15 protein-coding genes and 1 tRNA gene are annotated in these 12,681 nt (G+C 60.5%); 4 read left to right on the top strand and 12 right to left on the bottom strand.

Features of this window, described 5'->3' with window-relative positions; genetic code table 11:
* Positions 1-49: 49 nt before the first annotated feature.
* Genes modA through ACO6BQ_RS05930 form a run of 3 tightly spaced genes read left to right on the top strand, consistent with a single transcriptional unit; the run spans position 50 to position 2,567 of the window.
* On the top strand, positions 50-853 hold the full coding sequence (modA, locus tag ACO6BQ_RS05920; protein ID WP_489119990.1) for a molybdate ABC transporter substrate-binding protein: 804 nt from the start codon (positions 50-52) through the stop codon (positions 851-853).
* Positions 853-1,521 carry a molybdate ABC transporter permease subunit gene (gene modB, locus ACO6BQ_RS05925; RefSeq protein WP_489119991.1) on the top strand — a complete coding sequence of 223 codons (669 nt, stop codon included), beginning with the start codon at positions 853-855 and terminating at the stop codon, positions 1,519-1,521. The genes modA and modB overlap by 1 nt, the downstream gene beginning before the upstream one ends.
* Positions 1,521-2,567: a sulfate/molybdate ABC transporter ATP-binding protein gene (locus ACO6BQ_RS05930; RefSeq protein WP_489119992.1), complete on the top strand. Its 1,047-nt coding sequence runs from the start codon at positions 1,521-1,523 to the stop codon at positions 2,565-2,567. The genes modB and ACO6BQ_RS05930 overlap by 1 nt, the downstream gene beginning before the upstream one ends.
* 47 nt (positions 2,568-2,614) lie before the next feature.
* On the opposite strand, the gene ACO6BQ_RS05935 is transcribed toward ACO6BQ_RS05930, so the two are convergent.
* From ACO6BQ_RS05935 to ACO6BQ_RS05990, 12 genes are all read right to left on the bottom strand, one after another.
* Positions 2,615-3,295: an ABC transporter ATP-binding protein gene (locus ACO6BQ_RS05935; protein WP_489119993.1), complete on the bottom strand. Its 681-nt coding sequence runs from the start codon at positions 3,293-3,295 to the stop codon at positions 2,615-2,617.
* Entirely contained in the window at positions 3,292-4,497 is a 1,206-nt protein-coding gene (locus tag ACO6BQ_RS05940; protein ID WP_489119994.1) for an ABC transporter permease, read from the bottom strand. Before ACO6BQ_RS05940 ends, ACO6BQ_RS05935 begins: the two co-directional genes overlap by 4 nt.
* Positions 4,494-4,910 (bottom strand): DUF4418 family protein, encoded by a 417-nt coding sequence (locus ACO6BQ_RS05945; protein WP_489119995.1) that lies wholly within the window; start codon positions 4,908-4,910, stop codon positions 4,494-4,496. Before ACO6BQ_RS05945 ends, ACO6BQ_RS05940 begins: the two co-directional genes overlap by 4 nt.
* A gap of 121 nt (positions 4,911-5,031) precedes the next feature.
* Positions 5,032-5,107, bottom strand: a tRNA-Gln gene (locus ACO6BQ_RS05950).
* A gap of 75 nt (positions 5,108-5,182) precedes the next feature.
* Entirely contained in the window at positions 5,183-5,614 is a 432-nt protein-coding gene (locus ACO6BQ_RS05955) for a PTS sugar transporter subunit IIA (protein ID WP_489119996.1), read from the bottom strand.
* Between the two features lie 13 nt (positions 5,615-5,627).
* Positions 5,628-6,434: a Cof-type HAD-IIB family hydrolase gene (locus tag ACO6BQ_RS05960; protein ID WP_489119997.1), complete on the bottom strand. Its 807-nt coding sequence runs from the start codon at positions 6,432-6,434 to the stop codon at positions 5,628-5,630.
* 23 nt (positions 6,435-6,457) lie between these two features.
* Complete coding sequence (locus ACO6BQ_RS05965; protein WP_489119998.1) at positions 6,458-7,759, bottom strand: ABC transporter substrate-binding protein; 1,302 nt, start codon at positions 7,757-7,759, stop codon at positions 6,458-6,460.
* 1 nt (position 7,760) lies between these two features.
* Positions 7,761-8,438, bottom strand: coding sequence for a response regulator transcription factor (locus tag ACO6BQ_RS05970; protein WP_489119999.1), 678 nt, complete (start codon positions 8,436-8,438; stop codon positions 7,761-7,763).
* Positions 8,431-9,756, bottom strand: coding sequence for a sensor histidine kinase (locus ACO6BQ_RS05975; RefSeq protein ID WP_489120000.1), 1,326 nt, complete (start codon positions 9,754-9,756; stop codon positions 8,431-8,433). Before ACO6BQ_RS05975 ends, ACO6BQ_RS05970 begins: the two co-directional genes overlap by 8 nt.
* Positions 9,757-10,719 carry a sugar ABC transporter substrate-binding protein gene (locus ACO6BQ_RS05980; protein ID WP_489120001.1) on the bottom strand — a complete coding sequence of 321 codons (963 nt, stop codon included), beginning with the start codon at positions 10,717-10,719 and terminating at the stop codon, positions 9,757-9,759.
* A 101-nt stretch (positions 10,720-10,820) separates the two neighbouring features.
* Positions 10,821-11,639 (bottom strand): PTS mannose transporter subunit IID, encoded by an 819-nt coding sequence (gene manZ, locus ACO6BQ_RS05985; protein ID WP_489120002.1) that lies wholly within the window; start codon positions 11,637-11,639, stop codon positions 10,821-10,823.
* A gap of 12 nt (positions 11,640-11,651) precedes the next feature.
* Positions 11,652-12,455, bottom strand: coding sequence for a PTS mannose/fructose/sorbose transporter subunit IIC (locus ACO6BQ_RS05990; RefSeq protein ID WP_489120003.1), 804 nt, complete (start codon positions 12,453-12,455; stop codon positions 11,652-11,654).
* Between the two features lie 38 nt (positions 12,456-12,493).
* Here ACO6BQ_RS05990 and ACO6BQ_RS05995 point away from each other — a divergent pair, with 38 nt between their 5' ends.
* Complete coding sequence (locus ACO6BQ_RS05995; protein WP_489120004.1) at positions 12,494-12,643, top strand: secretion protein HlyD; 150 nt, start codon at positions 12,494-12,496, stop codon at positions 12,641-12,643.
* The last annotated feature ends 38 nt before the right edge of the window (positions 12,644-12,681 follow it).

The raw sequence follows: 12,681 nt of genomic DNA on the forward strand, positions 1-12,681 counted from the left end.
CGTAACAGTTTTGTGCCTTGAAGCGTAGCGGAAAGGAATGGTCATAATCATGAAACTCAGGAACTTACTTACGGCGGGTCTCACCGCCATGGCGCTCTTTACCGCCGGCTGCGTCGGCGGCGGCGACAGCGCGAACAAGATGGAGACGCCGAAGGAAGGCCCGGTCGAACTGCAGGTCTCTGCGGCAGCGAGCCTCACGGACGCGATGAAGGAACTCGGCGGCATGTATGAAAAGGAGCACGGAAATACGAAGCTCGTCTTCAACTTCGGCAGCAGCGGCGCACTTCAACAGGCGATTGAGAACGGCGGAGCTGCCGATGTCTTCGTCTCTGCCGCACAGAAGCAGATGAATGCGCTCGACGAGAAGAAGCTGCTTGCAGACGGCACGCGCGTCGATCTGCTCATCAACAGCGTGGTGCTGATCACGGCGAAGGACAGCAAGCTGAACCTGCCTGACTTCAAGGCAGTGCTCAATCCCGAAGTCAATCACATCGCGCTCGGCGAACCGAAGGGCGTCCCCGTCGGACAGTACAGCGAAGAAGTCTTTACGAAGCTCGGCATCCTCGATCAGGTAAAGGCGCGCGCCGTCTACGGCTCGGATGTCCGTCAGGTGCTCGCGTGGGTCGAGACAGGCGATGCGGACTGCGGTGTTGTCTACGCGACCGATGCCGCCATCTCGGACAAGGTAAAGGTCGCCGCCGTCGCGCCCGCCGACACGCACAAGCCCATCGTCTATCCCGCCGCCGTGCTCAAGGACGCAAAGAATACGAAGGAAGCAAAGGATTTCCTCGCCTTCCTCCAGACCGATGCCGCGAAGAAGGTCTTTGAGAAATACGGCTTCAAAGTGAAATAATGACGGACGAAACACTATCGCCGCTCATCATATCGCTCGAGGTCTCCGGGCTTGCGACCGTGATCACCTTCTTCGTCGGTATCGCGCTCGCGTGGGGCGTGCTGCAAATTCGCAGCCGCCTCGCGGGCACGCTCGCCGATGCCGTGATTACCCTGCCGCTCGTCCTGCCGCCGACCGTCGTGGGGTTCTTCCTCCTGCTCTTCCTCGGTAAGCGTAGTACCATCGGGAGTTTCCTCCTGTCAATCGACCTGCCGCTCGTCTTTACCTGGCGTGCGGCGGTCATCGCGGCGGTCATCGTGAGCCTCCCGCTCATGTACCGCACGGCACGAGGCGCATTCGAGGCAATCGACCGGAACATGATCCACGCGGCGCAGACACTCAGCGTCAGCAACTGGCGCATCTTTTGGCGCATTGTGCTGCCGAACGCGCGCCACGGCATCCTCGCGGGTCTCGTCCTCTCGTTTGCCCGTGCGCTCGGCGAGTTCGGCGCGACCATCATGTTCGCGGGCAACATCCCCGGACACACGCAGACCATGTCGACGGCCATCTACGCGGCGGTGCAGGCAAACGACTACGACCTCGCCTTTCGCTGGGCCGTTGTCATCTCGCTGTTCTCGCTCGTCTTCATCGGAGCGATGAACCTCTACCTCAAACGGGAGGTGCGCTGATGGAGCTGATCGTCAACATCGAAAAGCGTCTGCGCGACTTCACGCTTGCGGCGCAGTTCACGCTACGGGACACGACTCTCGCACTCCTCGGCGCGTCGGGCAGCGGCAAGAGCATGACGCTCAAGTGCATCGCGGGGCTCGAGCGGCCCGATCGCGGACAGATCGTACTCAACGGACGCACTCTCTACGACAGTGCAAAGGGCATCAACCTCCCGCCGCAAGCACGCAGCGTCGGCTACCTCTTTCAGAACTACGCTCTCTTTCCGAACATGACCGTGCGGGAGAACATCATCTTCGCGCTCGATGGTTCGCGGGAAGAAAAGGAGCGCGTCTTTGCCGAAAACGTCGCACGCTTCTCCCTCGACGGGCTGGAGCATGCCTATCCTGCAGGGCTCTCGGGCGGACAGCAGCAGCGCGTCGCCTTTGCACGCATTCTCGCACGCGGCGCGGACGTGCTGCTCCTCGATGAGCCGCTCTCCGCTCTCGACACCCATCTCAAGTGGCAGATCGAAACGGCACTGCGCGAGATCCTCGCCATGCAGGACATCTCGGCAATCCTCGTCACCCACGACCGTGACGAGGCATTCCGCATCGCACGCGAGATCGCAACCGTCGACCGCGGACAACTTACGCCACCGATGGACAAACACGAACTCTTTCGGAATCCGGGCACGCGTGCCGCGACCACACTCACGGGCTGCAAGAACATCTCTGCCGCCCGCCGTGTGGACGAAACGCACGTCACGGCGACCGACTGGGGCATCACGCTCCGCGTCGCCGACGCGACGACGGACGTGCGCCACATCGCCGTCCGCGCACACTATCTCGTACTGGCATCGGAAAGCGATGCAGATGCACTCTCTGCACGCATCGCCGAGGTCATCGAGAGCACCTTTACCTACATCGTCATGCTGCGCTTCGCCGATGGAGCGATGCTCATCCGCTGGGAAATCGACAAGGCGACATGGCACGCACACGAAGCCGGCATCGGCGATACATTGCATTTCAAATTCCCCGTCGAGGAGCTTATGCTTCTAAGAGACTAGACGCAAAAATCCCGAACGATGACAAACTTGCCACCGTTCGGGATTTTCTATGCGATTTTGTCCAACTTCCCCGCCGTCATGGTATAGGCAGCGTCGGCATACGCCGCCGCCTCACGCTCGTGCGTGACGAGGAGGACGGCAGTGCCCGCATCTGCCGTATCACGCAGAAGACGGAGGACGCTCCTCGTATTCTCCTCATCGAGGTCGCCCGTCGGCTCGTCCGCGAGGAGGATGCCCGGTTGCATCACGAGTGCCCGCGCAATCGTTACGCGCCTGAGTTCCCCTCCCGAGAGTTCCGACGGCGCGACCGACGCGAGCTTACGGATGCCGAGACGTTCCATCAGCACATCGGCACGCACGGCAGCAGTCTCCTCCTGCCCCGTCAGCAATGCGGGCAGCAGGATGTTCTCGCGCACCGTGAGCGCGGCGAGCGACATCAGACGCTGCGGAGCGATGCCGATGTGACAGCGGCGCAGCGCGTCGCGTTCCGCCTCGCCCAGTGCGTAGATGTCCATTTCATCGAGCAAGGCGCGTCCCGTCACGGGCTTCATCAGTCCACCGAGGATATGGAGCAGCGTGCTCTTGCCGCTGCCCGAGCGTCCCGTCACCGCCGTGAGCGTCCCCGCCGCAAGCGTGAAATCCGTCTCCGCGACCGCCGTAAAATAGCCGTCCTTTGCACTGTAGCGCAGGAAATCGCGGCTGATCTTCTCCGCACGAAGTTCCATCATCCATCCTCCCGCAGTACTGCACTGAGCTCGGCGGAGCCAACGCACCGCACCGTCCACGCCGCCGACAGCATTCCCGAGAGCACCGTCGCCGCAAACGTGCCGAGGGCAAGTGCGAGAATCACCCCGACATCCGGCAGGAGATAGGGACGTGTCAGGCTCTCCTTCATCAGCCCCGCAAACGGCAGAACGACGGCGGCACCGACGAGGATGCCAAGGGCAGCCCCCGCCGCTGCAATCAGCCCCGCCTCCGTCAGCATCGTCCGCACGAGCAGTGTACGAGGTGCGCCCGCGACGCGCAGCATCGCAAATTCACGTCGCCGCTCATGCACGACCATGCGAAACGCAATGCCGAGGATGAGCACGGAGAGCAGCCAGATGATTCCGAGCAGCACCGAAATCGTTCCCGTGATGCCGCCGAGCCCCTGCTCCACATCGCGCACCATCCCATGCGCCGCGTGTGCCGAAAGCTGCGGATACATCTGGTTGACCGCCGCTGCAATCCCTTCGGGTGCGAAGCCGTCCGCCGCCCGAATGAGCACGGCAGAAATCGCATTTTCGGTCGGAATCCCATGGAAATAATCGAATCCCGCCGCAGCGGCGTTCGCCATCATCGTACGCATCGTCTCCATATTCGTATAGACCGCCGTGTCCATCCCCGTCCCCGTCGGACTGAGCCGTCCGACGACACGACAGGGCGTATTGTAGAACATCAGCATATGGTCTGCTGGCACGGAGATGCCGCTGCCGACGAGGATATCTCCGAAGCCGATCACACCGTCATAGCTCTCGCGCATCCATGGCTGGATCGTAAAATCTGTCGCGGGGTCGAAGCCGATCAGCTGCACCGCCACCGAGCAGCAGCCCGCATGCGCGGAGGCGAGGAAGAACTGCGGCGTTGCCTGTGCGACCCCCGAGAGCCCCCGCAGCTCATCAAGGTAGTGCTCCTCCATGTAGAAATGCGCGGGTACCCCCTGCACAAGTACGCCCTCAAGCACGCCTGCCGCCTCTGCTTCGTGCGGCAGGACAATGACATCCGCGCCGAGACGCTCCTGAAAACGCCCGAGACCGTTTTGGAGACTGAGCAGGATGAGCGAGCCGCCAAAGAGGACGAGCGCGAGAATTGCCGCCACCGCACCGAGCGCGGACGCGCGCACAGAGCTGTACCGGCAGTTGCGGACAGCGAGAAAACGCGAAAACGTCACACCTCCGCCCCCTTTCGATACACATAGATATTCGCCCCTGCGGTCATGATATTCAGCAGGGAGAGCACCGTCACCGCCGGCTCCATCACCGTATGGCAGTGCATGGTCTCCATCATGCAGAGATCGATGAGATGCTCCGGCACAGCAAATGCCAATACGGACACCGGAATCACGGCAAGTGAGAGACCGATCTTGACCTGTGCGCGTGGGATAACAAGGTGCATGACAGCGATTGCGAGCAGTGCCGCCGCAATCCCCATCAGTGCCTGCCCCGCCCAGTGGCACGTCATCCACGAGCCGTCGGGACGCGCCTCACAGGGCGCAAATACCGTCTGTATGCCGACAAAAAAGATGAGATTCAGCACGACCAGCAGGATATCCGTGATGCCGCACCTGCGTTTCTTTTCATTCATGGTAACAACTCCTTCGATGAGATCAATCGTCTTCATATCGTAACAAAATTAAGAATAGTTTTCAATGATTTTTTCAGCAAATACAAAAAGAGCCGCAGATTTGCGGCTCCGAATTTACAAATGGCAGGGGTAGCTGGACTCGAACCAACGCATGCGGGATTCAGAATCCCGTGCCTTACCAACTTGGCGATACCCCTGTGTCGCTCTCAGCAACAAGAGAGATTATAGCGGATATGCAGACGCTTGTCAAGAAATTTTTCGCCCGTCTCCGCCTAGAGATCGTCGTCCTCATCCGCCTCCATGGTCGAGGCATGGAAGAGCTGCGTTCCGTTCTTGCCCGCCTCCGCCGCCTGCTCCATGAGTGCGAGGATGTCATAGTCCCCACCGATAAGCTGTGCGCTGACCATCTCGATGAGCATGGGGAGATTCACGCCCGTGACGATGCCGTACTTCTCGCTCTCCGCCGCGAGACGGCACGCTGCGTTGTACGGGCTGCCGCCGAAGAGGTCGTTGAGGAAGATCACGCCGTCCGCGCAGTCCAGAGTCTCAATTGCCGCCTCGTACTTTTTCACCACGTCGTCGGGTCCCTCACCCGGCACAAGCGTCACCGCACGCACATTCGTCTGTGCGCCGCAGATCATCTCGCAGGACTTCACAATCTCCTCGGCAAAGATCCCATGCGTTCCAACAATGATTCCAAACATCTGTGTACCCCTTTCATTCCACCATATGAACCTTCTTCAGGAAGTGATAGATGCCGTCGGCATCGTTCGCCTCCGTCACACTGCCTGCAATGCCCTTGATCTCCTCAGGCGCATTGCCCATTGCAACACTGTGCCCGACATAGCGCAGCATCGGAATGTCGTTGTAATTGTCGCCGAAGGCAAGTGCCTCCGAGCGGTCAATACCGTAATGAGCGAGCAGGATCTCAATCCCCGTCGCCTTGGAAACACTGCGCTCGATGATTTCGAGCAGATGCGGTGCCGAGCGTACAATGGAGAGTGCCGGCAGCACCTCTGAAAGCTCCTGCTCCATGCGCGCAATCAGTTCGGGCGCGCCCATGGCAAAGAGCTTGTTCGGCAGAATGTCCGCCGCGATCAGTCGTTGAAAATCCTCCTCCACGGACTGCACGCCCGTGATGCCCTCCTCGCGCTGCACGTCGCCATCATCGCGCGTACGCACATACCATGTATGCCCTGCGTAGTAGCTCATGGATGCCGCTGGATAGGACTGTGCAATGAGGTTCAGCACGGCATCCGTATGTGCGCGGCTCATGCGTTCATCGTGGATCTCCACCCCCTCGGGAGTAATGACGAGTGCGCCGTTGTAGCAGATTGCCGCAGCGCGTGTGCCGATCTCCTCGATGATCGGCGTGATTGCCTCGGGCATACGCGCCGAAACGAGGGCGAACGGGACGCCCCGTGCCACCACCTGTCGAATGGCATCCGCCGTGCGCGGCAGAACGTGATGCTCCGTTGTGAGCAGTGTACCGTCAATGTCCGAAAGAACGATTTTATAGTCCATAGCCCCTCCCTTTTCCCCAAAAATTACTGCTGCAAAATGGCGTTGATCTCCTTTTGCAGACGGTTCAGTGCATTGTGAAACGGCGGCGGCTCCTCGATGAGTGTGCGGATGGTGCGATCTGCGTAGAGCATCGCTTCCTCGTGCCGCTCAAAGCGGTCGGGGGTCACGGCGGCACGCATCGCATCCCCCACGTCCGCGACCGTCATCGCACTCTCCCCCGAATCCCAGAGGAAGATCTCCTGCGCGGCCCGCGCTTGAAGCACATCGCGCCGTGCGGGCAGGGCGTGCGACTTCTCAAGCACCATCGCCTGAATCTCCGGGTCGGTGCTCAGAATCTTCATCAATGCCCATGCCTCCTCCCGCCGCTCCGTACGCACACTCATCCCCACGAGCAGGCTGTCCATCGTCGAGATGTTCCCACCGGAGGGGCCTGCGGGCAGCGGAATGCAGTCCCACTCGAACGAGCTGTACTTTTTCACGCGCCACGGATAGGGCTTGTAGGTACGATACTCGGCGAATGTGAACGGCCGAAAGGCGACGCGCCCCATGTCGAAGTCACGCGCCGTGACCACATACCCCGCGTGCGTTTCCTCCAGTTCCTTGACAAAGCGCAGAGCCTCCTCCATGCGGGGGTCGGCAAAGTACGAGGATTTGCCGTCCTTCCGAAAGAGCCGCACACCGTTCGCAGTGGCCGCCTGCTGCCATGTGTAGTCGTAGGCACCGAACTGATCGGGCACGCCGTCCCCGTCCGTATCCTTCGTGATCTGCCCTGAGAGTGCGAGGAAGTCCGCCCACGTCCACGCGAGCGACGGCATCGCGAGGTGCTCACGGGCAAGCAGGGTCTTGTTCACGAACATGAGCGTGATCATGTTCTCCATCGGCAGCGCATACGAGCGTCCGTTATACTGACCGTTCTGAAACGCCGTGTGCTCATAGAGCTCGGCAGAAAATGCCGCGTCGCCCTCCATCAGCGGTGTGAGATCATACAATGCCCCCTTCTCCGCATACAGCGCGAAGTCCTCCGCCGAGAGCAGGAACACGTCCGGCTCCTCCCCCCTCAAAAACTGCCCTGCCAGCCACTCCGCATAGTCCTCGCGCTGGATGCCGCTCACATAGACGACATGAACGCCCGGATGCTCTGCCTCGAACTTCTCCTTTGCACGGTCGATGATGGCATAGGGTTCGGCGTGCGGCACACCCCAGTTGCTGCCCGCGAAGATGCCGACGGTCAGGACGGGGCTGCTGCGCGGCACGATCCACGCGATGCAGAGGATGGCGATGAGGAGGACGAGAAGCGCAAATTTATTGGGTCTCTTCACGCGCATCTCATTTCATCCTTTCCCCCTTCATCTGCGACAGACCGATCTGCACCGCCCAGAGTGCGAGTTGCGTGCGGTCGCGCAGGTTCAGCTTCGAGAGTGCCGTGCTGAGACCGTTGCGTACCGTGCCCTCGGAGAGGGAAAGCGCGGTCGAAATCTCCTTGTTCGAGAGCCCCCTGCCGACGAGCTGGGCAATGCTGCGCTCCGTGTGCGTCAGCGTGCGCACCCCCTGCAGATCCGCCTCCGCGACGTACGAGCCCTGCGCCATACGGCTGAAGAGTTTGACCACCTTGTTTGTGACATCGGGGTTGAGGATGTTGCCGCCCGCAGCGACAGTGCGGATTGCACCCGCGAGTTCCTGCACACTGCCGCCCTTGAGGAGGTAACCGCTCGCACCGTATTTCAGCGCGGAGTAGACATAGTCATCGTCGTCAAAGGTCGTGAGGATGATGATGCCGACGTTGGGATAGCGTTCCTTGACCGCCTTCGTCGCAAGCACACCGTCGAGTTCGGGCATACGGATGTCCATGAGGATGATATCGACGGGCGTCTGGGCGAGGAGTTCCAGAGCCTCGCGCCCGCTCCGCGCCATCGCTGTTACCGCCATGTCCTCATTCATTTCGAGCACGATCTTCAGACTCTCGCGAATAAGTTCCTGATCGTCGGCAATCATGACGTTAATCATGCGCCCCTCCTCCCCCGCTGAGCGGGACTTTGACCTCGACGATGAAGCCGTTCGCACTGCGGTACTCGACCGTGCCATGCAGGAGGTACAGCCGCTCCTGCATATGCCGCAGTCCAAAGCCCGGTGTCACCTCAAGACAGCCCGTGCCGTCGTCGGCAATGCAGATGCCGAGGATGCCCGCCGTCTCGCCGATCGTGATGCGGACATGTCGTGCCTGACCGTGCCGATGGGCGTTCGTCAGGCACTCCTGCAGGACGCGGTAGATGACATCCTCCTGATCCTCACGCAGATTCGCCGGCCACTGCTGCACGTCAAGCACGACCTCCATGCCCGACGCCTGTGCATAGTCGCGTGTCATGCCCGCAATCGCCTCCTGAAAGGGGAGCTTTTCCATCGCGTCGGGGCGCAGCTTCTTCATCGAGCGACGCACGTCCGTGATGCCCTTCTGTGCCGTGTCGCGGATGCGTGCGAGCTGCTGCCGCGTGAACTCCGGCGCACTCTCCAGTGTCACCATACACGCGTCCAGCCCTGCGGTAATGCCCGTGAGCGCGTGCCCGAGCGTGTCGTGGATCTCCCGTGCGAGACGGTTGCGCTCACGCGTCTCCGCCATGCGCCCCGCATGGATGGCGTATGCCCTGAGACGCGTATTGGCTTCCTCTAGTTTTTCGTTGAGCAGACGCACGCGTTCGCGTTCCTCGTTCTTGTTCTTGATGAGCAGGACGAGATAGGAGACGAATAGGATCGTATTCAGTGAGGAGCAAGCACTGCGCAGTGCGCGCAGGATGCTCTGCGTCTCCCCATTGTAGTAGGCGACGTATGCCTCGAACGGGATGACGTGTGTCTGGTAGAGCGCGAGGTTGACATTTGCGATGAGGTAGAGCACGACCATCGCCCCAATCAGGAGCGAGGCGCGGTGATGCCCCTCATATCGCTGCATCATGTCCGCAACCACGAGCAGCACCATGCCGTCATAGGCAAAGTTCACACTGCGCATCAGCGTCATGCAGGCGGCGATCTCAAGCGTCAACAGGAAATAGAGTCGCGTGCGCCGTGCGGATGTGTCGAGCCGATAGAGCCAGCCGAAAAGTGCGAGCAGGAGGAAGGACATCGCCGCCATGATGCTGCTCTCCATGGGCGAGAGCGGGAGCGCGTCCACCTGTTTCAAAAAGGCGTATGCCCCCATCGACATCTGGATCTTGTACTGCGTCAGGCAGAGGAATGCCGTGAGCAGCGCGGTGACGATGGCATTGTAGGCATAGAGAAGCCAATGCACCTCCTCAAACGCACGCCCGTGCACCGAAAATCCCGCTGCCGTCATTCAGTCCCACCCCCCGCCGTCATTTTCATCCACGTTCTCAACCGTCAGCAGGCGGGTCGGCAGCGTGACATCCTCCGCCCCCTCGCCCGCGAGGATGTGGTATGCCTGCTCCGCCGCCATGCGTCCGATGCTGCGCGGGGACTGCACGGCGGTTGCCGTCATCCAGCCGGCGCGGATGAAGTCACGGCTCTCGGGTACGCCGTCCACGCCGTAGACCATCGTATCCGTCGGGGTGCGCCCCGCGCTCTGGAGTGCGGCAATCGCACCGAGGGCGGCGGGATCGTTCAGTGCCATCACTACGTCGATGTCGGGATGCACGGCGAGCATCTCCGCCATGACGGGCATCGCGATCTCAAGCTGCCCGCTGCACTCCTCCTCCGCAACGATCTGAAAGGAGGGATGCTGTGCAATCGCCGCACGAAATCCCTCGATGCGCAGCTCCGCCGAACGCGCCTCGGAATGCTTGAGGAGGGCAATGCGCCCGCCGTCCGCGTGTGCGATGAGATGCTCCGCACACTGCACACCCGCGCTGTAGTTGTCCGAGACGATGGTCGCGGCGACGTAGCCCTCCTCTGCGACATTTGTATCGATGGCGATGACGATGACATTTGCTGCCCGCGCCTGTGCGAGCGCGGCATCCATGCGCATACCGCCGACGGGGTTGATGAAGAGAACGCGCACACCGTCCGCAATGAGCCCCTCGATCTCCTCGATCTGCCGCGCGGCATCCAGTGCAGGGTCGCGCGAGAGGAGCACATCGCCGTGGTTCTCGACGACGGTGCGGATCTCCTCGTCGATGATCTCATAGAACGGATTGTTCGTCGTCATGTAGACGGCACCGAACTTTGCACGCCCCTCATTCCTGCGTGCGGAGTGGTCGGTCTGTGCAAAGAGGGCGCAGACGAGCCCCGCAATCAGCACGAGGGGGAGCAGTATCCACCGCCATGACAAAGGTTTCTGCATCGTATCCCCTCCTCTCCCCTGCGACACTTCCATTATATACCAAAAAGGGACTGCCGTACGAATTTTTTCTTCGTAAAGCAGCCCCTCCGAAAATCTGTTGATTAGGCAAGCAGACCAATCGCGTAGCCGATGATGCCGATTGCGAAGAGTCCGAGGATGATGAGCAGCGGGTTAACGCCCTTGCGCAGGAGATACATACACGCGAACGTCATGAGGAGCGGAACGATGCTCGGCATGAGGCTGTCGAGAATCGTCTGCACGGTCGTGACGACGACCTCGCCCTGCGCGTTCACATACTCGGAGAGCACGAGTGGCATGTTGACGGTCGTCCACTTCGCAACGAGTGCGCCCATGACGAGAAGTCCGAGGACAGACGAGCCCTCCGTGAGGTAGCGCATCTTGTTGCCGCCGATGTTGTCGACGAGCTCTGTGCCCTTCTCATAGCCGTACCGAACGCCGTACCAGTGCGTGAGGAGGCGCAGTGCGTTGAACGCGACGAAGAAGATGATCGGACCGAGGATGCTGCCCGTGAGTGCAATGCCCGCGCCGAGTGCGGCGAGCACGGGGCGCAGCGTTCCCCAGAAGATCGGGTCGCCAACGCCGGCAAGCGGTCCGATCAGACCGACCTTGACACCCGAGAGTGTCTGCGAGCTGATGTCCGCACCGTTCGCACGCTTTTCCTCCATCGCAGCGATGATGCCCATGATCGCCGCCGCCACGAACGGCTGCGTGTTGAAGAACTCAAGGTGACGCTTGAGTGCCGCCTTCAGCTCGTCGCCCTGATAGAGTTTTTTGAGTGCGGGCATCAACGCAACGCAGAAGCCCATTGCCTGCATACGCTCAAAGTTGAACGATCCGAGCAGGAAGTTGGAACGAACGAAGATCCAGAACAGATCTCTCTTGTTTAATGTCTTTTCCATTGCCCTGCCTCCTTACATCAGATCCGAATCGTCGATGTCGTCCACGGGGTTGCCCGTACCGCCGGCACCTGCTGCTGCGACTTGCGACTCGCGTTCAATTCCCTTGATGTGGAAGTACGCGCAGAGAAGTCCGACCGCGCCGAAGCCGATGAGGTTGAAGTCCGTGAAGACCGCGAGGAGGAAGCCGAGGAAGAAGTACGGCATGAGCGACTTTGCATTCATCAGGTTGATGACCATCGCATAGCCGACGACGACGATGAAGCCGCCCGCAACCTGCAGACCACGTGTCACGACCTCGGGAATCGAGTTCAGCATGGCACTGACCGTGTCCGTACCTGCAATGAGCGCGACAAGCGCAGCGGGAACGGCGACGCGGATCGCCTGCAGCATCAGACCTGCGACGTGACACATCTCGATGCCGAACGTATTGCCATCCTCGGCAAATTTGTCCGCGAGATGCTGGAAGAAGACGGTGATCGTACGCACGAAGATGGTGAGCACCTGACCTGCCGCAGCAAGCGGAACGGCAAGCGCAATGCCCGCTGTGATATTCTGATGCCCGACGATGACGAGGATGGTCGCCACCACCGAGGCGAGTGCCGCATCCGGCGCCATTGCCGCGCCGACGTTCATCCAGCCGAGAGCCATGAGTTCAAGCGTACCGCCGAGGATGATGCCGGTCGTCACATCGCCGAGCACGAGACCGACGAGCGTACAGGCGATCAGCGGACGATGAAACTGAGCCTCATCGAGCACGCTCGCCATGCCCGTAATCGCCGCGACGACGATGAGCATTACAAACTGTACTGTATCCATAAATCCAACCTCCCATTTCCTAGGGAATCGCTGATAAAATGAAGTCCGTCGAATTGGTACAGATTTTTTGTCCTGTCAAGGAGACAAACCGGATGCATAGCAAAAGCTATGTGGAGGATTTGTCGACAAAGACAGGGCGAAAAAGATGTGCTAAGACGGCGCGGCTGAATTTATCAGTGCTTCCCTAAAGAGTGTCCAATCCCCCCAATGGATTGGAGCCCTTCAA

The organism is Centipeda sp. (in: firmicutes) (assembly GCF_057271695.1).

Excerpts from the sequence above, each read along its gene's own strand:
- ACO6BQ_RS05955 (WP_489119996.1), bottom strand. The coding sequence starts at position 5,614 with ATGTTTGGAATCATTGTTGGAACGCATGGGATCTTTGCCGAGGAGATT.
- ACO6BQ_RS05995 (WP_489120004.1), top strand. The coding sequence starts at position 12,494 with ATGAAGTCCGTCGAATTGGTACAGATTTTTTGTCCTGTCAAGGAGACA.
- manZ (WP_489120002.1), bottom strand. The coding sequence starts at position 11,639 with ATGGAAAAGACATTAAACAAGAGAGATCTGTTCTGGATCTTCGTTCGT.
- ACO6BQ_RS05980 (WP_489120001.1), bottom strand. The coding sequence starts at position 10,719 with ATGCAGAAACCTTTGTCATGGCGGTGGATACTGCTCCCCCTCGTGCTG.
- ACO6BQ_RS05945 (WP_489119995.1), bottom strand. The coding sequence starts at position 4,910 with ATGAATGAAAAGAAACGCAGGTGCGGCATCACGGATATCCTGCTGGTC.
- ACO6BQ_RS05990 (WP_489120003.1), bottom strand. The coding sequence starts at position 12,455 with ATGGATACAGTACAGTTTGTAATGCTCATCGTCGTCGCGGCGATTACG.
- ACO6BQ_RS05970 (WP_489119999.1), bottom strand. The coding sequence starts at position 8,438 with ATGATTAACGTCATGATTGCCGACGATCAGGAACTTATTCGCGAGAGT.
- ACO6BQ_RS05975 (WP_489120000.1), bottom strand. The coding sequence starts at position 9,756 with ATGACGGCAGCGGGATTTTCGGTGCACGGGCGTGCGTTTGAGGAGGTG.
- modB (WP_489119991.1), top strand. The coding sequence starts at position 853 with ATGACGGACGAAACACTATCGCCGCTCATCATATCGCTCGAGGTCTCC.
- ACO6BQ_RS05965 (WP_489119998.1), bottom strand. The coding sequence starts at position 7,759 with ATGCGCGTGAAGAGACCCAATAAATTTGCGCTTCTCGTCCTCCTCATC.
- ACO6BQ_RS05960 (WP_489119997.1), bottom strand. The coding sequence starts at position 6,434 with ATGGACTATAAAATCGTTCTTTCGGACATTGACGGTACACTGCTCACA.
- ACO6BQ_RS05935 (WP_489119993.1), bottom strand. The coding sequence starts at position 3,295 with ATGATGGAACTTCGTGCGGAGAAGATCAGCCGCGATTTCCTGCGCTAC.
- modA (WP_489119990.1), top strand. The coding sequence starts at position 50 with ATGAAACTCAGGAACTTACTTACGGCGGGTCTCACCGCCATGGCGCTC.
- ACO6BQ_RS05930 (WP_489119992.1), top strand. The coding sequence starts at position 1,521 with ATGGAGCTGATCGTCAACATCGAAAAGCGTCTGCGCGACTTCACGCTT.